Source organism: Candidatus Epulonipiscium sp., assembly GCA_012519205.1.
Classification (GTDB): domain Bacteria; phylum Bacillota; class Clostridia; order Lachnospirales; family Defluviitaleaceae; genus JAAYQR01.
Map to the genome: position 1 here is coordinate 1 of JAAYQR010000013.1, position 20,887 is coordinate 20,887.

At 33.5% G+C, this 20,887-nt stretch carries 17 protein-coding genes; 1 reads left to right on the plus strand and 16 read right to left on the minus strand.

The annotated features are described in order from the left end of the window. Positions 1–149: 149 nt before the first annotated feature. The 3 genes from GX308_04270 to GX308_04280 all read right to left on the minus strand — a co-directional run bounded on the left by GX308_04270 (position 150) and on the right by GX308_04280 (position 1,476). Positions 150–350, minus strand: a complete 201-nt coding sequence (locus GX308_04270; GenBank protein NLK21293.1) for a hypothetical protein — start codon at positions 348–350, stop codon at positions 150–152. A gap of 152 nt (positions 351–502) precedes the next feature. Next, a complete protein-coding gene (gene trmL / locus GX308_04275; protein ID NLK21294.1) occupies positions 503–997 on the minus strand; it encodes a tRNA (uridine(34)/cytosine(34)/5-carboxymethylaminomethyluridine(34)-2'-O)-methyltransferase TrmL in 495 nt (164 codons plus the stop codon). Beyond that, entirely contained in the window at positions 997–1,476 is a 480-nt protein-coding gene (locus tag GX308_04280; protein NLK21295.1) for a chemotaxis protein CheX, read from the minus strand. The genes trmL and GX308_04280 overlap by 1 nt, the downstream gene beginning before the upstream one ends. Before the next feature lie 228 nt (positions 1,477–1,704). Here GX308_04280 and GX308_04285 point away from each other — a divergent pair, with 228 nt between their 5' ends. Further along, the gene (locus tag GX308_04285; protein NLK21296.1) at positions 1,705–2,142 is read left to right on the plus strand and encodes a transcriptional repressor; all 438 of its coding nucleotides are present in this window, start codon (positions 1,705–1,707) and stop codon (positions 2,140–2,142) included. Positions 2,143–2,156: 14 nt separating this feature from the next. Here the strand turns inward: GX308_04285 and GX308_04290 are convergent, their stop codons facing one another. The 13 genes from GX308_04290 to GX308_04350 form a co-directional block, all read right to left on the minus strand. Then, positions 2,157–3,320, minus strand: coding sequence for an aminotransferase class I/II-fold pyridoxal phosphate-dependent enzyme (locus GX308_04290; GenBank protein ID NLK21297.1), 1,164 nt, complete (start codon positions 3,318–3,320; stop codon positions 2,157–2,159). Next, positions 3,317–3,799 carry an Lrp/AsnC family transcriptional regulator gene (locus GX308_04295; protein ID NLK21298.1) on the minus strand — a complete coding sequence of 161 codons (483 nt, stop codon included), beginning with the start codon at positions 3,797–3,799 and terminating at the stop codon, positions 3,317–3,319. Before GX308_04295 ends, GX308_04290 begins: the two co-directional genes overlap by 4 nt. 33 nt (positions 3,800–3,832) lie before the next feature. Continuing rightward, the gene (locus GX308_04300; GenBank protein ID NLK21299.1) at positions 3,833–5,482 is read right to left on the minus strand and encodes a GGDEF domain-containing protein; all 1,650 of its coding nucleotides are present in this window, start codon (positions 5,480–5,482) and stop codon (positions 3,833–3,835) included. Between the two features lie 22 nt (positions 5,483–5,504). Further along, a complete protein-coding gene (locus tag GX308_04305) occupies positions 5,505–6,488 on the minus strand; it encodes a hypothetical protein (GenBank protein ID NLK21300.1) in 984 nt (327 codons plus the stop codon). A 100-nt stretch (positions 6,489–6,588) separates the two neighbouring features. Beyond that, entirely contained in the window at positions 6,589–7,281 is a 693-nt protein-coding gene (locus GX308_04310; protein ID NLK21301.1) for a DUF2225 domain-containing protein, read from the minus strand. A 344-nt stretch (positions 7,282–7,625) separates the two neighbouring features. Next, positions 7,626–8,681, minus strand: coding sequence for a DUF4097 family beta strand repeat protein (locus GX308_04315; protein ID NLK21302.1), 1,056 nt, complete (start codon positions 8,679–8,681; stop codon positions 7,626–7,628). A 48-nt stretch (positions 8,682–8,729) separates the two neighbouring features. Next, positions 8,730–10,397 carry a hypothetical protein gene (locus GX308_04320; protein ID NLK21303.1) on the minus strand — a complete coding sequence of 556 codons (1,668 nt, stop codon included), beginning with the start codon at positions 10,395–10,397 and terminating at the stop codon, positions 8,730–8,732. A 24-nt stretch (positions 10,398–10,421) separates the two neighbouring features. Continuing rightward, on the minus strand, positions 10,422–12,995 hold the full coding sequence (locus tag GX308_04325; protein NLK21304.1) for a VWA domain-containing protein: 2,574 nt from the start codon (positions 12,993–12,995) through the stop codon (positions 10,422–10,424). A 160-nt stretch (positions 12,996–13,155) separates the two neighbouring features. Beyond that, positions 13,156–14,952 (minus strand): VWA domain-containing protein, encoded by a 1,797-nt coding sequence (locus GX308_04330; GenBank protein ID NLK21305.1) that lies wholly within the window; start codon positions 14,950–14,952, stop codon positions 13,156–13,158. A gap of 43 nt (positions 14,953–14,995) precedes the next feature. Then, positions 14,996–16,498 carry a hypothetical protein gene (locus GX308_04335; GenBank protein NLK21306.1) on the minus strand — a complete coding sequence of 501 codons (1,503 nt, stop codon included), beginning with the start codon at positions 16,496–16,498 and terminating at the stop codon, positions 14,996–14,998. Positions 16,499–16,503: 5 nt separating this feature from the next. After that, the gene (locus GX308_04340) at positions 16,504–17,370 is read right to left on the minus strand and encodes an ABC transporter permease (GenBank protein NLK21307.1); all 867 of its coding nucleotides are present in this window, start codon (positions 17,368–17,370) and stop codon (positions 16,504–16,506) included. 4 nt (positions 17,371–17,374) lie between these two features. Beyond that, positions 17,375–18,298 (minus strand): ABC transporter ATP-binding protein, encoded by a 924-nt coding sequence (locus GX308_04345; protein ID NLK21308.1) that lies wholly within the window; start codon positions 18,296–18,298, stop codon positions 17,375–17,377. Further along, positions 18,298–20,832, minus strand: a complete 2,535-nt coding sequence (locus GX308_04350; GenBank protein ID NLK21309.1) for a tripartite tricarboxylate transporter TctB family protein — start codon at positions 20,830–20,832, stop codon at positions 18,298–18,300. Before GX308_04350 ends, GX308_04345 begins: the two co-directional genes overlap by 1 nt. Positions 20,833–20,887 lie beyond the last annotated feature (55 nt).

Genomic DNA, 20,887 nt, shown 5'->3' on the forward strand with positions numbered 1-20,887 from the left:
ATCGAAATCATCTTCTTTGATATTATCTATGTAAATTCGTTTAGAATAAATTATATTCTTTAACATATTTTTCACCTTGAGCATTCGTTATAATTCCTTGCTGCTGATTATAGCATATAATAAAGTTTATGGCATAAGACCATAAACTTTTAGCTTTGACTAGTATGTTCTATATCGTCTTCCTTATTTTCTAAATCCGGACTTAGTTCCTCAGAAGCCTCCATATCATAAGCCGTCCTATGCTGATATCTGGCTTCTGTGTTATTTGCCGCCGAAATCGCCATAGACATTACTAGAACACCTAGAGCAGAACCAATAAAAATACCAATAATTATTCCTGACCAAAACATAAAAGCCCCTCTTTCTATTTTTATATTTTTAGGGTATGCTTTTATTAAGTATTTCATTCAAACAGTTTTTACATTTTACAATTATGTTTTTTAAAATAGTATGTTTTCTAAAAAACATTTAAAAAATCTAGCTATTTACAGCTAGATTTTTATTAATAATCGTATTCCCTTAGTTTTCCCTCAGCTAGTAACCCGTTAAAATCCATTTGTCTCATAGCCTCATAGGCAACAATAGCTACTGAATTTGATAAGTTTAAAGATCGGGCCTCACTAATCATTGGTATCCTAATGCTAGTATCAGAATAATCTTTTAAGATAGTCTCCGGAATACCGGCAGTTTCTTTCCCAAATATTATAAAACAATCCTTAGTATATTTTACATCGGTATATTTATGCTTAGCTTTTGTTGTAGCCATGAAATACAACCCATCAGGATATTTTAATTTAAAATCCTCAAAACTGTCATGATAATGAATGTCTAATAAGCTCCAGTAATCTAGACCTGCTCTTTTTAAATATTTATCTTCAATAGAAAAACCTAATGGTTTGATAAGATGTAAACTAGCTCCAATGGCGGCACAGGTTCTGGCAATGTTCCCTGTGTTTTGGGGAATTTCAGGCTCTAAAAGAACAATATTCACAGTCATCACTCATTCTTTTTATTCTCCTGTATGGCAACATCGATTTCAAATGTATCTCCTTCACTTAACTGAAGGGGAATACAAATGGTCTGCATTTTAGATGTAGAAATTTGTAAATTGCTTCCCATTAATAAGGAAGGTGGTGTAATATCGACTGAGATCCCGTTATTATAAAATAGTGTCGCTGTGTTTCCTAAAATCATATTTGTCAATTCTGAAATAGCACTTTTTGCCATCTCATCCATCTCAGTAACTTCCATCCCCATCATCATCTTAGAAGCAATCGAGCAAGCAGTTTTTGTACCTAAACTAAAAATCACCTGCCCCTTTATCTCCCCAGTAAGCCCAATAATGATTGCGATTGTATCTCCAGGATAAGGAGATTTTTTTAGGTATATTTTACCAAGCTTTGTCTCTTCATTGCATACATCCCTTAGAATAGATTGCGTTCCTTGAATGAAAGGATTAATTAAGTCAACATTAATGGCCATTAAGTACCCCCACCTTTTTTATAATAAAGTAAATTATCAAGATATCATTTTCTTATTTATTTTAGCATATTAGATTTTTAATTACAATGTAATAGGCAAAATTTATATATTTTTTATTACCCTAAATCTTCTGACACAACATATGGGTTGTCACTTGACTTAATATGAAAAATCCATTATTATTATTATATAAAAATTGTTATTAATAAGGTGGTTTTTTCTATGAAAGAACTTTCTCAGCTTTTAAAGCAAAAAAACTTAAAGGTGACCCCCCAGAGATTGGCTATTTTTCAAATGCTATCCAAATCCGTAGAGCATCCTTGTGCAGAAACTATTTATAAGGCTTTAGAGAGTACACATCCTACGATGAGTCTAGCAACCGTATACAAAACCTTAGATGCCCTAAAAAAAGCCCATCTCATACAGGAATTAAATGTAGGTGAGGACTCTTTTAGATATGATGCTAGGGTACAGTCTCATCCCCATTTGATTTGTGTTGAGTGCAATGAAGTGCATGATATGCATTCGATTTATTTGGATGATATCCGCTCTAGAGTTGAAGATACTACAAACTTTAAACTAGTAGATGAAAAAATTTATTTTTATGGCTTTTGCCCAAGTTGCCAGGAAAATGATATCAATAAAAAAGAACTTCAATAATTTGAAGTTCTTTTTTATTGATATTGTTGCATAAATAGCTCAATTCTTTTTAGTGCTTCTTTTATATTTTCAATGGAATAGGCATAAGAACATCTAATAAATCCTTCTCCACTTTCCCCAAAGGCTGTTCCTGGGACAACGGCTACCTTTTGTTCGTACAAAAGTTTTGTGCAAAATTCCTCAGCGGTTAGTCCCGTTTTTTGTATTGAAGGAAAAACATAAAATGCCCCTAAGGGTTCAAAGCAATCCATTCCCATATTCCTAAAGCCATTAACCATTATCTTTCTTCTCCTGTTAAATGATGCTTTCATTTGGGCTACATCATTATCTCCATTTTTTAGGGCTTCTATCCCTGCATATTGACTAATGGTTGGAGCACACATAATGGCATATTGGTGAATCTTTGTCATTTCAGCAATCAAATCCTTCGGTCCTGCGGCATATCCCATTCTCCATCCTGTCATTGCATAAGCTTTAGAGAATCCGTTAATCACCAAAGTATTTTCATACATTCCCGGCAACATAGCAATGGATACATGTTCTTTATCATAGGTCAATTCAGCATATATCTCATCCGAAATAACTAGAATATCCCTTTTTCTTAACACTTCTGCTATCTTTTCTAAATCACTTTTTTCCATAATCCCACCGGTTGGATTATTAGGATAGGGGAGAATCAATACTTTTGTTTTATCAGTAATATGTTCTTCTAATTGCTCCGGGGTTAACCGAAATTCATTTTCAGCCTTTGTGGTAATTACAACAGGATTTCCCCCTGCCATAATTGCACAAGGCTTATATGAAACATAAGAAGGTTCAGGGATTAACACCTCATCCCCTGGGTTTAACAATGCCCTAAGTGCTAAGTCAATTGCCTCACTGGCACCAACTGTCACTAAAATTTGTGTATTAGGGTTATATGTTATATTAAATCTCCTAGACAGGTATGTACTTATTTCACATCTTAACTCCATTAGACCTGAATTAGAAGTGTATATGGTTTTTCCCTTTTCTAAAGAATATATCCCCTCTTCTCGGATATGCCAGGGAGTATCAAAATCCGGTTCCCCTACCCCCAAGGATATAACATCTTTCATTTCATTTGCCACGTCAAAGAATTTCCTAATACCCGAAGGTGGAAGCTCCCTAACCTTAGTCGCAATCATTTCTTTCTTCATGGAGAGACAACCATCCTTTCATCCTTACGGGGTCCTTCAAAAGGAATACCATGTTCTTTATATTTTTTAAGCACAAAGTGAGTACCCGTACTTAATACCGATTCAAGGGGGGCTAATTTTTGTGCAACAAATAAAGCCACTTCTTTCATGGTCCTTCCTTCTATAATAACTGTTAAATCAAATCCACCAGACATCAGATATACTGCTTTAACTTCATTAAAACGATAAATTCTTTCAGCTATTTTATCAAACCCCTCCCCTCTTTGGGGGGTAACTTTAACTTCAATCAGAGCTGTAACCAAATCCTTATTAGTCTTATCCCAATTAATTAAGGTATTATAGCCGCAAATAATTTGCTTTTTTTCCATTTCCTCTATTTCTTTTTCTATCTTTTCCTTGGATGAATTAAGCATAATAGCAATATCTCCGGTGTTCAACCTACTGTTTTTTTCCAAAATCTCTAAGATATCTTCCTTCATAGCAACCTCCACCACCCTAAACCTCTTAGGTATTTATTTACTTTTTTGATAGTCCATATCCTCTTTATAATTTCTAAAGGAACAAACTTGGTTTCTGCCCTGGGATTTTGCCTCATACATCCCCCAATCGGCTTTGTTAATCAAATCTTCCTCCGTATGACCGTCTACCCCATATTCTGATATCCCAATACTCACGGTGACATTTCTATCTACCCGAAGTTGTTCTTGAAGGGGATAGTTTTCTATACTTTTTCGTATTCTTTCTGCTGTAACATAGCCTGCCCTGTATTCCGTTTCAGGAAGTACAACAACAAACTCTTCTCCACCATACCTAGAAACCAAATCAATTTTGCGGATGGTTTTTTTGGCGACTTGATGGATAATCTTAAGAACTTCATCCCCTATCTTATGTCCATAAGTATCATTAAAAGATTTAAAATTATCTATATCAAAAAACAGTACACAAAACCTTTTGTTATGTCTTCTAGATCTTTCTATTTCTTTTTTCAGAAAATCCTTTAAATATCTTCTTGTTTTTGCTCCGGTTAAGGGATCTGTATTTGCTTTTCTTTTAACAGAATTGTATAAAACTGCTGTTGTTAGTGCAGTTCCTCCCTGCCCCACAAGAAGGGAAATAAACTGCCCAATTTCAGATTGTATTTGTTCGTCTGCCGCAATAATTAAAAATCCCCCTTCTTTCATACTGCACATTATTTTAAACATATACAGATGTTTTTTATTAGAATTAAGGGTTATAACTTTCATATTGTAGATGTTAACCAAATCAATCATATAAAAGGGCTGATAAGAACCAACAACATGTTTATAGTCTTTCATACATTTAATTTTCTTTATTTCATCGCCCATAGTTACTGTAGCATATCCGATAGGTTCATTTTCCTCTCGATATTTTTTAAACTCGCTGTATTTATATATATATCCTTCCCCTTCACGTTTTGAATATAGTAAGACTGCGCAATCATCGCTATCTGCCATTACAGAAATATTTTTAAGTAGTATTTTTATGATTTCATTTTGGGAAAGACTCCCGTTTAGGGCAGCACTAATCTTATTAATATGTATCAAGTTGTCAATACTTTTCTTTGAATGCTCCAGATAAAATTTTTCTAATTCCTTCTGCTCCATAATTTTATCGTAATCTCGGAGAATATGCCAAAATATAGATAAATTAAATACGAGTATAATACTCCAAAAAATCCCCCTTACCTCCCACATCTCGGGGTAGTACCTAACTCCTAGGATAAACTCATAAGTCCAAATATTTAAAAACAGGATTGCATTTGCCAGTAATGAAGCCAATGTGCTTCGATATCGTATCAGCATAATAACTTGCAAGATAATAAATGCGAATTCCATGGGCAATTCACATACCTCTAAAACAATGGTTGCCCCCCAAAAAATTGCTACTATATCAAATAATGATACTACTATAATGATTGTATCGATATTTTTATCGTGTTTGCATAATCTCACTGCTATATAGGTACTAAGGGTATACACTACACCAAATACCAAAAAAATCAATAGCCTATTAATCATTTGTGTGCTGTTGCTACTTGATATATTCAAATTCATAGGTATCAAAAAGAAGAGAAACAATAATGCCACCCATCGAAAGCCTATTAAAATATTTTCTATTCTCTTTCTTTCATCAATTTCCATAAGCGTTCCCACCCCGCACGCATTATATAATAACTTTATAAAGTTCATCCGCTTCAGGTTGTTCTAAGGGTGTCAAAGTGCCTTTTTGTATGCATATTCTATCCTTGTGAGTAATCCTGCCTATGATTTTTGCCTGAATATTTTGTTTCTTAAACTGTTCGATAAGTTTTCCCCCCTCAAATGCGGTCATAATCATACAGCCACTAGAAATTAACTTATACGGAGAAATATTAAAATAGTCACATATCTTTATCGTTTCTTCCCTTACAGGTATCTTATCTAAATATACCTCTACACCAACAACAGAGCATTCGGCAATTTCCCAAATAGCACCGAATATCCCCCCCTCTGTTGCATCATGCATGGAAGTGACCCCGAACTCAGCAGCAATTTTCCCCTCTTGAACTACGGATAAAAAATTGCTGAATCCTTGGGCTCTGCACAAAAAATCTTCTGGAAACTCTTTTCTTAATTCTTCTTTGCAATCTTTGGCTAAAATTGCCGTTCCTTCCAAGCCTGCCCATTTTGTCATAATTAAGTCTTGCCCAATCTTAGCATTTTTTGTCAAAATTAACTTGCTTTTATCCACCTTTCCAACTACTGTTGCAGAAATAATAGGTTTATTAACTGCATTGCTTATTTCCGTATGGCCTCCTATTATCTCTACATTTATTTCATTTGCTGCTTTTTCTGCATCCTTCATTATTTCATGTAGTTCTTCTTTAGATGCGGTTTCCGGTAGTATAACGGTTAACAATACTCCTATGGGTTCTCCCCCACTAGATGCAATGTCATTACATGAAACATGAATAGCCAGATAACCCGCATCCTTATCAGCTCCGGTAATGGGGTCTGTTGAAACAAGAAAAACTTCATTATGCCCTAATTTTATGGCAGAACAATCTTCTCCTATATTCGGCCTTAAAATAATTTCGTCCCTTTTGTTCTTTATAGTATCAAACACCAGTTCTTTTAATATAGCCGGTGCAACTTTGCCAATTTTCACTATTATAACCTCTCTCGGAATTTACATCTATTCTATAAGTTATTCAATATAGTAACCATGTAGACGGTTTAATTATACTATAATCAGAAAATAATTCAAATTACTTTTGCCCGTTTTCTTTTTTTAGTTTTTCTTTTACCAATTGCCATTGTTCTCTAGTTAAATTCATAATTCTTTCTGAAGCTCCCCTAATATTTAGTACCTTAGAAAACCACATTGCTGCTTCTTCATAATTACCTAAGCGAAAATATAATTCTCCAATCAAATAACGTACTGTCGGTTCATCCATATTTTCTAAAGGAAACCTTTCCTTAGAAAAAGCCTCTAAATATTTTTCCAAAGCGTATCTTAGAAATTGCTCTTCGTTTTTTTCTTGTTCCATAAATCTATATATCCATGCAATTCTCAAACACAATCCCGCTACTTCGCTGGCCTTGGCTCTACTGATTTGAGCACTGATTAATGCAAGTTTGAAATTGCTTATTGCAGTTTCATAATCTATTACTTTTTCCGTTTCTCTTGCAACCCATTTAGGAGTTATGAATTGCTCAATCAGTTTCCCCCTCTTAAATGAGATATCTGAAAATGTACTTTTTTGGGCCGCATATCCACATAATTGACAAATCCAAATGTCATAAAGCAAGGGATTAATATCCTTATAGGTTATACAAAAGTCAGTATCCCTACTTTTTACACTGTATGCTTTTTGTTTGGCTGCAAATACCTTAAACTCATTTTCACATATCGGGCATTGCACTGTTTTCTCGTAAATATATTCTTCTAGGTTCATCATACATCACTCTCCGACGTAAATAACTTTAATCGATGCCAAAGCGTACCTTAGGTCTTTTTAGGCGTTATCTTTCTATTTGTGTTTACAAGTAAAACTCTGCACGTTTTTTATAAAGATAAATAAAACACCTCCTAATATACCGTTATTATATATTATTTTTAAAGGTTTTACAATAATTATGAAGGGAACAAATATATGCAATAGAATTATATTATTATTCTATTAGCCTGTTATAAAATTATTATAGATTTAACTAGTATTTTTGAAGTGACTTTTCTTAAATAGGCTTTATACTGTAAGTAAAAAAGAGCCTCACATTTAATCCTTGTGTGCTCTTTTTTATTTTATTTTATAATAATGGGGGCATTGGAAGCTTCTAAATCCAGCTTTACTTTTCTTGTGGCTAAGGTATAATTTTGGGTCTTTCCCTTGACATAATTTTTCTCGTTTTCTTCGTATTCCAAAGTGGGTATATCAACTTGTATTCCATTTAAGGATGTATTTGCTTCTAGGGAATATCCTATCCTAATGTCCTTTGATAGTTCTATCTCTATCTTTCCATTGGAGGTCTCTGCCCTTAGCTCATAGATATCTGATTTTTCAGGTTCAACTATTCCAGGGCCTATAAAAATATTTGAATTAGTTGTGAGTAATTTTGTCTTTACAATATCGTACTGTTTTACTTCAATAGTTGCATTACTGGTATCTGCTTCCACATATTGACCTGTTATATTTCCTAGGGTGATTTTTCCATTAGTAGTTTCTAAGTGAATTTCTTCTGCCTTAAATCCATCAATACATATATTGCCGTTTACGGAATTAACATAAAGATTTTTAAATAATTCTTCCGGAACATATGCCTCTATAGATACCTTACTGAAATATGCTTCGTTATAATTTAAATAAAATGTATCTCCTAACTCTAATAATTCAATATTGTTTCCTTCGTTTTTAGTAATATACTTAACCTTTGCAGTAATTTTATCTCCATTATAGCCTTTTATGTAGACTACTCCATTTTTACCGTTAAATTTTAATTGAGCATTCTTTTTATTCCCCACGTATAATTCCAGTGTTTTTTCCTTCTCACCGCCATAAGAATCTGAAAAGGACTTTGATATTTTATCTGCAATATAATTGGTTTTATCAATTAAGGTCTGGGTAATCTTTTGTAATTTAGGCTCTAAATCTTTAGAAAGTACTTCTATCTTTTTACCGAGATCCCTTGAAAATGAATCTGAACTTTTACTATTTTCCCATTGGTTGTTTGCAGTGGGGGTTTTTGTTTCCTGTTTTTTATCATCTTTATTTTTTAGGGCATTTAATAATTCAGAAGCTTCCGCTGCAGTTATTTTTCCTTGTTCTAACATTTTCAAAATGGTCATTTTTTCTTCATTCATAATCTTTTCTCCTTTAATAATTCTTTATATATCTTTATATACGATTGTTTATTTGTTTTGTTTATTAAAGGGCAGTGTAAAATAAAAGATTGAGCCTTCTTCATACTTGCTTTCAAACCAAATTTCTCCTCCTATTCTAGTAATTAGTTCCTTTGTTATTGTCATTCCTAAACCGCTCCCCTTTGTTTCTATACTGCTTTGTTTATTGCTTATTTGGGTAAATCTATCAAAGACTTTGTCATAATCTTTTTCTTTAATCCCTATCCCCGTATCTTTTATAGCAAAAACTACTCTTTCATTTTGTAAATCACTACGTGCGGTTATTGTAATGCTTCCTTTATTTGTAAACTTAGCTGCATTTCCAATGATATTATAAAGTATTTGTTGAATTCTTATTTCGTCACCAATAATTTTAGGGATTTTGCCATCATAATCGTAGCTTATATTTATATTTTTATCTCCTATTAAAGATCTTAATGTCATAACTCCATTTAATACTATTTCATATAAATCAATCTCTTCTTGCTCTAAATCTATTTTTCCCGATTCTATTTTGGATAGGTCTAATATGTCATTAATTAACTTAAGAAGGTACTTGCCGCTGCTATGAATATTGTTTAAATCACTTAAATCTTGACCAGAAATACTATTTTCTAGGTTTGATACAAGCAATTCGGAAAAACCAATAATAGTGTTTAAAGGAGTTTTTAGTTCATGGGAGATATTAGCAAAAAACATGGACTTTAGACGATCCAGTTCCATTAGTTTTTTATTACTTTCCTCTAGTCTACTTTTAGTTAATCTTAATTCATCATTTACATATTTTGAATTTTGATATGCAAGGGAAACTTCCTTATACAATTTAAGAGTATGGATAGAGACTGCCCCCTGTCTGCAGAGTATTTCTAACATCTTTTGTTCGTCAATATCAAATGAATGGGCATATCTAAAATGAAGGCTTAAGACCCCTACGACCTTATCATTTACTTCTATAGGACACGAGATTTGTGAATAATCCCGGAGCCTGTTTTTTTCTTCAACAATCTTTATATATGTTATTTTTTCTTCTTTTACTTTATTAATCAAATCCCAGTGGATTGGATGGGTTGCTTCCGTATATATTTCCCTTGTATAGTCAGATATTGTTACGACCTCAGTATTCCTATGATTGGTAACCAAAGAACAATAATCTTGCTGAAGCAAGGAGGATGTTTTTACTAAGATTTCATTACATAGCATATCATAAGAATCTAGGTTTAATATGGGCCTAGCCAAGGTTTCAAAAGCCTGCTGAAATTTTTTCATGGATATATCTGTAAGCTGGTTAATGACATAATCAAAAAATATGGTAATGTATTTTTGTCTAGCTTGCTCTATTATTTTGGCTCTACTAACTACTTCTAAAATAGAATACTTTAAAAGATTAATTCTATCTTGTATTTCATGGACTTTAGCTCCTCTTAAGCTGTGTTTTTGAACTATATGAAGCACCAAATCTTTAATCATTTTCTTGCTTTTATCCGACGGGTTTAAATAAGTGTCTCTTTCATTATCGATAAAATATCCCAGGGCTATTAAAACATTTCTTATGGTGGTAAGAGGTTCCTCGATGATTCTTCTTTGCTGACCCACATATTTGCGATTCATTATGTTTTTTTCCCAACCAAACAAAATTTCATCCATATGATTTTCGCATAAATGAATAAAATTACTCATCTTATCACCCCTTACTCCAAATAATTATCTTTTTCTTTTTCTTTTTTGATTTAACAAGGCAGCACTTGTACTGCTCACTTTCCCATTATCCTTTTTGCTTATTTTTCTATCCACCTTATCTTTTTTATCTTTTTTAACTTTTTGCTTCTTATCTTTCTGTTTTCCGCCTTCTACCTTTATCCTCCCAGATAATTTCAATCCATCTGTGATCTTAATTATAAGTTCTTCTATTTTATTACTGATGAAACTTATTCTTCGAAATGCTATATCAAATATCAGCAATAGAAGCCCTAATAGGATTAGAAATCCATCGATATCCCTTTCTCCATAAACATCCATTTGTATTTCTGCAAAAACATCTTTTGCCTCCTTTAAGACCCTGCCTCCAGTTAGCCTTGCAATTTGGTCTAATAATACCGTTTCCTTTTTCATTTTATTGATATCATATTCTGAAGAATAAGGGATATTCATTCCGGTATAAATGGTTTCTGTTTCTCCAAATCTATTGATTTGAAAGTTAAGCATGTAGACCCCTATATTGTTTCCCTTAAAACTTCCCGTATAAGAACCTGGAGCAGTTGCTTTTAAATCCAATATCTTTTCTTCCATATCAGGCCCATAAATATTAACTGTTACCTCTGCATCTGATTGGATATTAGGAATTTTCGCCGTTACCTCAATATTTTCCCCTACCAATCTTCCCTCTGCTACTATATTCTCACTTATTGGCTTTCTAAGAACCCAGGAAACCATATTTCTTATCACCTGGATACCGGAATCTGAAGCTAGCCAGTCTAAACTCCATTGATTATCCACATCCGAAGTCCAAGCAACAGTCTTGCCAAGTCCATATCTCCATGTGGATAAGATAGGATCCTCCTTGGGGCTGCTTAAAATTACCTCTGCACGATTTTTAGGAGTCGTTGCAACATATCCCTGTAATTTAGGCAGAGTCTCCACTCCTTCCAAAATAGGGGAGAGCCTGGTTACGATAGGATAAAACTCTTCGTCATTAAGATAGGTTTTCCCTGCTGTCATTGTTTCCTCTATAAATATTTTGGGCAAATCGGAAAATTCATCGGTATAATAATATCTTCCTCTACCGTCTTGCGCCAACCTTCTTAAGAGAGTAATATCAGAGGAAGGGCCTACAGCGACGGTAGATAAGGTTATATTGTTTTCTGCCATCTTACTTATTAAATCGTCATATCCTGTTTTTTCAGCCTGACCATCTGTAAGCAAGATAATATGTTTTATTTTAGTATCTGCATTATATATAATCTCGTATGCTTTTCTAAGTGCAGGTATGATACTGGTGCCGCCTCCTGAAGATATGCTTGCAATATCTTCTTGAATCTTTTCTAGATTTTTCTCCACATTCTGTAATCTTACAATTTCCTGGGGCTGGTCATCAAAAGATAAGACCCCAACCTTATCAAAAGGATTAAGTACTTCCACTGCACGGATGGCAGCCTCCTTTGCCAATTCTAACTTTGAAATGCCATATCGAGCCTCTTCCATACTTCCTGACCTATCTGTAACAATCATAAGCCCCATATCGGGAATATTTCTCTTATCCTTCAATTCCATATTAACAGGCAGTATTGTTTCTAGGGGGGTGTCAAAGTAATTTCCAAGGGCATAAGCATCTTCTCCACCGGTTACAATAAGCCCTCCACCTATATGTTTTATATAAGATTCTAGATTGTTTAAGAATCTTTCGTCTAAATCATCTGCTTTAATATTGGCAATAATAACCCCATCGTACTTAGATAGGGTATCTGCTTCTATAGGAACATTATGGGGCTCAATACTTTTTACTTCAATAAGGGAATTTTTTAAGATTTCTCTGATTTCTGCACCACTATTGTTTTTTTCTACTAGAAGTACATGGGGTATATCTTCTATATAGGTATATCCAAAAGCAGAATTGTTTTCAGCAATTGTATCTATCTCTGGCTCTAATTCAGCATGATAAATCCTCGCTCCGCCTTCTTTTGCCATCCCTAAAAAAACAAAACGGTTTTGTCCCTTCCTCACTTTTACATTTTGTGATTGTATCAAGTCTTTCCCATCGTATATCTTTAGCATTCCCCCAGTATCCACTAGGCTGTCCACAGATACAAGGATATCAAATTCCTGGTTTTTCCTTAAGTATTTTGGTATGATTATTTCGGTTACTTGTACCTCCCTAGTGCTGGTGTTTTCTATTGGAAGTACATCTATTTTTATGTTTTTTTCTGCTAAAATCTTGGCTTGACTAAGTGCATTTTCCATATTTTCCTGACCATCTGAAATAAGCACAATACGTTTTTTTGATTCCTCCGGAATTAAAGTGGAGGATAGTTTTATTCCCTGGGAGATATTGGTATACCTTGGATTGATAACAGATTCAAATTCCACAAAATTCGGTTCAAGAAGTGGGGGAGCTTCCACCCCTGCATTTGCCCCAAAAACCACTATTCCAACCTCGTCCTTTTTCCCCTTATGGGTAATAGCTTTTTTTATGAATTCTTCTACCTTTTTCACGGAAACTTTCGCACTATCGGATAGGTCCACTGTAAAAATTGTAGTTGTTTTATCCACTGTATCTTTCACTGTAAGCCCCGATAAAGAAAGACATATAAACAAAATTATAAGACATCGTAAAAATATAAGAAATGTCTTTTTGTAGGCTGAAATATTCAAATTCCTTCCCATAAGGATTACAAAGAGAAACAAAATAGGGATTAAAAACAAATATCCCCAACTTGTAAAATTAAAGGCCACTAATATACACCCACCATTCTATTCCAACAAAAATCAACACCAATAACAAAATGCTGTTTTTTATATTTTTGTTTCCTTCATCTACTATATCATTCTTTGTTACATCCACCTCCAAAACATCCTTTAGCTGAGTTATGCCCTCTCCAATAGGTGGATTAACTGCAAAGGAATGAAAGATGCTACTTGTTTCCCTCTTCTGCTCTAGTATATAAATCCCTATCTCATCGGTGTCCCCATAGGGCTGTATGGGAAAAGGCGGGGCCAATTGCTCTACCATACCTTTTGGCTTTAGCACCTTTACTTCCATAACATCAGGGGATAATTGAAATTCTATGGTATCTCCTGCTGTAATTTTATCAAGATTATAAATCTTTTGAGGTATATACCATTGTATTGTATTATACATGAAAATAGGAAATTCTTTTTTTAATGGCAAATCTGTTTGATGCAAGTCAAATCCGCAGATAATAATTTTTTGGTTATTTTGTTCTCCTGCTATAATTAAGGGAGTATCTTGGGTACTTATAACTGCCTCTGCCCAGTTGGGCATTAACATTTTTCTTGTTTTAGCAATATCAAAATCCATTCGTTTAATGAATTCTAAAAGCCGGCCCTCTGAGGATATAATTGCCCCTACTTCAATATCCCCTTCAACATGAACCAGGGGATTATCTTTTGGTGGATTAAATATTAATATATGTCCATCCTGCGGAAGTGTGGCAGGTATTATTCCATCGAATATGTAAAGATGATATCCTTCTAGACTCTCTGTGCTTTCTATGTTTTTTTTGTATAATTCTACTTGTGGCAAAATAGACAACATATGTTCTAAAAACATATTTTGTTCCGTGGCTAATAAAACTTTTTCCCTTGTTTCTTCATGAACAACATCATACATAGTATTGTCAATTTGTAAAATATCTTTTGAATCTATCTCGGCTTTTAGTATATGTACATCCCTTGAAACACCGCTAAAGAAAACATTTTTCTCTTCATTGGGTAATATTTCAACCTTCTTTATATCGATTAGTTCTTCATCTCCATAAAGGGAAACCGGAATATTTTTTGCTTTATTACTAAAATTTTTAACTTTAACTAAAACTGCTATTTGTTTATCTTCTATTGAATGGGACAATAAAGTAATTCCGCAGTTATCGGTTGCTTGCCCCAATTTTATATAGTTAATGTCTAAACCCTTCATAGGAAGATTATTATCAGAAAACAAATACACCTTTCCATTCTTTTGCTTATACAATGTCCTAACTAGTTCTATCGTACTTTCTTTATCGGCCCTACTGTTTAATACTTTTATGTCTTTAATCTTATTTGTTATTAGATGTTTGTCTGTGGATTGATTGATTAGTATATGGGGATTCTTACCCATAACTACAACCGATATTATGGCATTTGGTTCCATGGTTTTAATCAGTTGATACATTTTTTCCTTTGCTTTTTCAAAGCGGTTAGGTTCTTCATCCTCAGCCTGCATATCCACAGACTGATCAAGAATTAAGATGTAATTTCCAGATTTATTAACTTCACCTGCTATATAGGGTTTTGATAAAGCTAGAATAAGAAGTGCTGCTATTATTAATTGAATAAAAAGCAAGATATTCTTTTTAAGTTTTTGCCAGGGATTATATACTTCTTGACTACTTAGGGCCTGTTCCCATAAAAAAAGACTTGGGACCTCTATCTCTTCGTATTTTTGCCTTAAAATATACATTAATATAATGATAGGTATTAAAAGAAACCCCAAAAACCCCCAGGGATTATAAAAATTCATATTTGCACCTCTTTTAATTAATATGCTACACGAAGTCGCCTATTTATTCTAATGAAGAAAAGTATTCTTCTACTAAATCTTTAATGCCATAGGGAATGCTATCGTCTCCTAAAAATTTGATGGCATTCTTTTTATACTCATGATATACCTCTTGGTATGGGATAGACTCTCCCCTTTTCCCAATCGTTTTTTCATCTTTTTGATGGATAGTGCCTGTTTCATTTTTTTCCCCATCTACCTGTGCTTTATAATCCTGTTTATCTGTTGCTTCTCTCTTATAAATATTTTCATTGGGAATATGTCCCTGGCCCTGGCCTTGACCTTGGCCTTGACTTTGTCCTTGGCTTTGTCCTTGGCCTTTACCTTGTCCTTGGCCTTCTCCCTTACCATCCTCTGGATTTCCATTTTGGTTGTATTCCTGGGATTCTTGTTGAATATCGTCACCTTGAGAACTGTTGGAGATATATTTTCTAATTTTATCTATTGATTCCCTTAACTCTTTATTTTCCAAAGCAAGATTTTCTAATTCCCTAGATAAATTCTCATACTCCTTCTGCAAATCATTAAGATTTCCACTATTTAATGCTTCTTCATAATCCATAAGGGCCTGTTTTAGGGATGGATTGTTTTCTAAATCTTTAGCTGCTTGCTTTAATCCATTTGCCAGTTGATGAATTTGTTCCTCATTGAAATTTTTGATTTCTTTATTTAATTTTTCAAGGGCCCTTTTGATTTCTTCAATATTCCCTTGCTGCAGTTTATCCCCTAATTCTCTTGTTGATTCATGTTTTGATAGATTTTCTCCTACCTTATTTAATTCCCTTTGGACTGAGTCCTTGGAAATTTTTTTTAATTCTTTTGTGGCTTTTTGGTTTGTTCTTATAATATCTTCTTCGTTTTTGACTTTCTTTAAATTAGATTTTAGCTTTTCAAGTTCTTCATTAAGCATTTTTACCTGTTTAGGGGTTAACTTTGTATCTTTTTTCAAGTTCTCTTGTATTTTTTCCACTTTCTTTGTTTCTTCTATAATCCTCTGTTTTACTTCTAACTCATACTTTAATCTGTCTTTTACGGGACTAGGTACAAAACCCGTAAGAATTACACCGATTATCATTATTCCTAATATCTTTATTTTTTTCCTTGGAAATAAGATAGGATAGTTTTTTCTAAAATTTGAGTTTTGGGCATGGCAAATAGCGTCCTCAACCATAATCCTTTCCATGGGGCCTAAAGAATTCCCTCCTGTTTGAAATATTTCAAAAGCAGTGATAAATCTTTCTTTAAACCCTAAACTATCCCCTTTTTCTGCCACATCTTCAATATTAGGAATTCTAAATAAGAGGGCTATGGAGCCTGTTATTAATAAAAGAAAAAGTATAAACAAAAGCTTTGCAGGTATATTTTGAATCAAAATAAATTTTGACACTATGATAATACCCATACCTACTCCCATAGATACAATAGTAGAAATAAACATAAAATGAATCCATTTTTCTAAAATCATTTTTATCCTTAAAGGTCTCAATGCCTTATATAAATCCTTCAAATTCCTCACCTGCTTTTAGAATTTCGTTTTCCCATTACCGGTTGAATTCTAATAACACTTAAAAAAAGTAAAATAATAGTTATAACCCCGTCAAATATTAGGTTAACTAGCCAGGGCGCAATATTTAGGCTACTGGGATTATTGTATACGCTAAATATTTCCCCTATAATATCAAATCCTAGTTGTTCCTGTACAATTGATAAAAAGCCTACAAAGGGGTTAGCCCCCATAATCAAAAGAGACTCCCCGTAGCTTAATCTTGTGCTTCTAATTATATAAGAATACTGTTGAAAAACAGCCCAGGTTATAACCGTTGCAATAGTCAGGGTGAGGACAAATAGATAAGCGATAACCGTAGAGGTTGTAGTCTTCTTAAAATAGGTTGAACAAAATATCCCGACACTTCCTATCATTATAGCCGTAGCTATAAAAAATAAAAATAAGATTACAATATTACCTAAAGAAACCCCTCCGAACATAAAAACAATGCTAAATATAGGGGTGGATGCTAAGATAAGTAAAATAATTTGGCTAATTGATGACATGAGCTTACCAATTATAATAGAAAATGGAGATTGTTTGGTGATTAGTAAAAGATCTAGGGTCTGCCTTTCCCTTTCCCCACTTATGCTACCTGAAGTTAGGGCGGGGACCAATAAAACTATTAGTCCCAATTGACATCCTGCTATAAGAGAATAAACCGTTAAGGCCTCTCGGGGATCAAAACCATTAGTGTGGGATGCAACATTACTTATTAATAAAATCATCCCTCCAAAACCTGCTAATATCAATAAGTATATTATTAATAATGTTGGGGCCTTCCAAGTTCTAAGTTTTGTTTTTAGTTCACGTCGAAGCACAGGGTTAATCATTATCTTATTCCCCTCCCTTGGTAATCTTCATAAAGATGTCTTCTAAATTTCCTTCTTTTTCACCGAATAAGATAACAGGGACATCTTTTTGTACAATTTGTTTTAGAAGCATAAAGAGCTTATTGTCATCGCCATCAAATTCAAATTCTACTTCCTCCGCCTTTTGTGTAATTTCTTGAATATCAGGCTGTTCTTTTAAAATAACTATTAATTCTTCTATTTTTCCCGATGTTTTTATCTTGATATATCTTTTTTGTGATATTTCTTTCATTATATCGGCTACACTACCAAGGGCTACAATTTTTCCCCTCTCAATAATGCCAATAATATTACATAACTCAGCTAACTCAGGTAGTATATGTGAGCTTATGATTATAGTTTTACCTAAGGTCTTTAATTGTTTTAGCACTTCCTTCATTTCTACCCTTGCCCTAGGGTCCAGACCAGAGGCAGGTTCATCTAAAATAAGTATGTCAGGGTCATGAACCAAACTCCTTGCAAGGCATAATCTTTGCTTCATTCCTCTAGATAAGGTATCTACATAGGCATTTTTCTTATGGGACAAATCAACAAGCTCTAATAAATTATCGATGATGCCTGTTCTTTCACTATAAGGAACTTTATACATTCCTGCATAAAAATCCATATATTCGTCTACCTTTAAATTATCATATACTCCGAAAAAATCTGGCATATATCCTATACTTTCCCTGAGCTTTCTTGGATGGGCTGTGACATCAATCCCCTTAATGAACACTTTACCTGATGTAGAATTTAAAAGTCCTGCCATAATACGCATGGTAGTTGTTTTACCTGCCCCATTGGGACCTACAAACCCAAATATTTCACCGTCACTAATAGAAAGAGATAAATCATCTACTGCAGTAAACTTTCCATATTGTTTAACTAAATTTACTATTTCAAGCATTAGTATTTATCTCCTTTCATACGAAATTTAGGTATTTCAACATTTTCACCCTTTTGGTTATCTATAGAAATATCAAGACCTATTTGTATAGTTCCTTCCATACTTATATAACTTGAGGTGTCTTCTTTATAGGTTAAACTACTTAATTCTTCCCATGCTCCAGTTTTATAATTATAAATTTGGGCGCTGTCTACATTTGGGCTTTTATTAAACTGTATTTGAAATTCATTTAGATTAATATCTGTGTCTGTAGTAAATACTATATCCAGCCTTCCACTGCCATGCATATAAATGGATTGGTCATAATCATCTATATAAAATCCGGCATTAGATGTAATATAGGGTTTTATAAAGCCATATGGGATTTCGATATTTTCCATTTTAGAATAATCCAAACCCAAAGGAATAGTAAATAGATTTTGTGAATAACCATTTATTTCATCACCGTTGACTTCTATATCCTTTAAAAAGGGTTTTTCACTAAATCCATAGAGCATAATAGGGGTATTGGCATCCGTTTCACCTAAAAACATTCCTGATATATTTTGTAATGCTACTGGCTGGGGAATGGTATACCCCTTAGTATCATAGTAATCATTATAATTTTGGAAAATTTGCCTTCTTTGAACTATCCTTTGAATTTCCTCTTTTGATAATTTTTTACCCCAAACCTCTTCAAGATTTTTGGTATCATAAGTCCGCCCAAAAATACTATCTACGGCTTGATATCTATTTTGTGGTTTAGAAACTATTTCTTTTTCAATAGTAGCTATTTCATTGTTTTTAATTGTATCTATAAAATAATAATTATTGCCTGCAACCAATATACAGGTTTCAAGAGCAAATCCCATCTTGTTTTCAATGGTACCTACTAATTTATTATCTTTAAAAACCAAGGAGGAAGTAATTGGGCCTTCAAATTCTATACTTTGACTTCCTATAATGGAATTCATTGTCCAGCTTTGTTGATTGTAAAAAGTGAACTGGTCTTTTTCTCCTGTTTGTATCTTTGCGGAAATTACTTCCTTCTTCTTGGTACCGTCTCCCCTGTCATATCCATAATGATTAGAACCATTCATCATTCCTACTTTTGCTTTTATATCCCTATCCAATGTGATTTTTGCTTCTCCTGTATTAGGAATAAAAATACCCAAGGTATGATCAATTGTTCCTAAGGTTTCCCCGGGATTTATAGTCACTAATCCAATACTACTGGATATGGGATAACGAAACGAAGTTTTAGAACTTAATAAATAAATAACAGTAGAAAATCCAATTGCAATAATAGGAATAATCAACCATCCATACTCCCTTTTATCCTTAGTTTTTAATATCAAGTATAATATTGGTCCTGCAACAAATATGTAAATCAATAGCAATATCGTAACAAATATTAATAAACCATTTTGCTGAGGATGAGGAAATAACCTCAATGTATATGGATTAAAGTATGTATATTTTCTTTGATATGTTCCGTTTATATCCCCTGTTTGAAAGAAAGTAGGAATATAATTCATATACAATTCGGTGAGCATATATCTGTTGCCATCCCATTGGGCCATAGGGTTTAAACCTAAGTCAAAATGATGGATGACAATACTTCCTTGTCCCTTTCTAACTAAAGTGCTAATAGGCTTTCCTTCTGAAAACAAAATTCCTTCGCCATCGTTTATGTTTAAGTCAGCTACCTCAAGGGGAATGGTGGGCTCAAATTTCACCCCACTAAGTACCTCCATATATTCAAAATCACTAACCTTATAAGTTCCTTGATGGGTAGCATTAATGATATTTGAATCAATACCTTTTAAAACCTTAGAAGCATTAATTCCCGTTCCTAGAATAAGCATACCCCCATTGTGTATCCATCTACTAATTGCTTCATTTTGCTCTCTATTTAGTCTTGTTGTATCATAGTTATTGATAACAATGACTTCAAAGTTTTCAAGGATACCCAAATCCTCAGGAAATGAATAATCTTCTAATTCTATAAAGCGATTTCCGATTATTTTAGTTCGCGTAGAATCAATTCCTAAGTTCTTTATGTAGTTTATACTTTCGGTATCCTCCGATAATACCCCCAAAAACCCTTCTTCCGGACTAAAAGGTGTGGCAAAAATTTTTTTCTGTGATACTTCTTTATTTCCTGATACAAGGACAACCTCAAAGTTCCTTTGCATATTGATAGTGTCAATGTTCATACTGACCCTTTTAGTGGCTCCCTCAGGGATTTTGATTTCCCTAGAATAGATTATATAATCAAGAGTATTACCATAATCTTGTTTTAATATTTTTAGTTGAATCTCCCCATCAAAATCCTTTGTATTATTGGTGATTTCTACATTTATAGGGGTTGTTCCCCCTATTTTGTATTTGTTATTAAACCCGATTTCCCCTTTGATATCAAAGCCATCTCTTTCTGCCCCCGATGCGAAAAATGGAAGGAATGCACCTAAAATAAGGGAGGCAATAAGCAAAAGAGCAAGAATAGCTGCTATTTTTTTATATCGTTTTTTCCACTTTTGTCCATGAAACATATATATCCTCCTCAATATGAGATTTAAAGAACCTCTATATTAAACGTAATTTTTT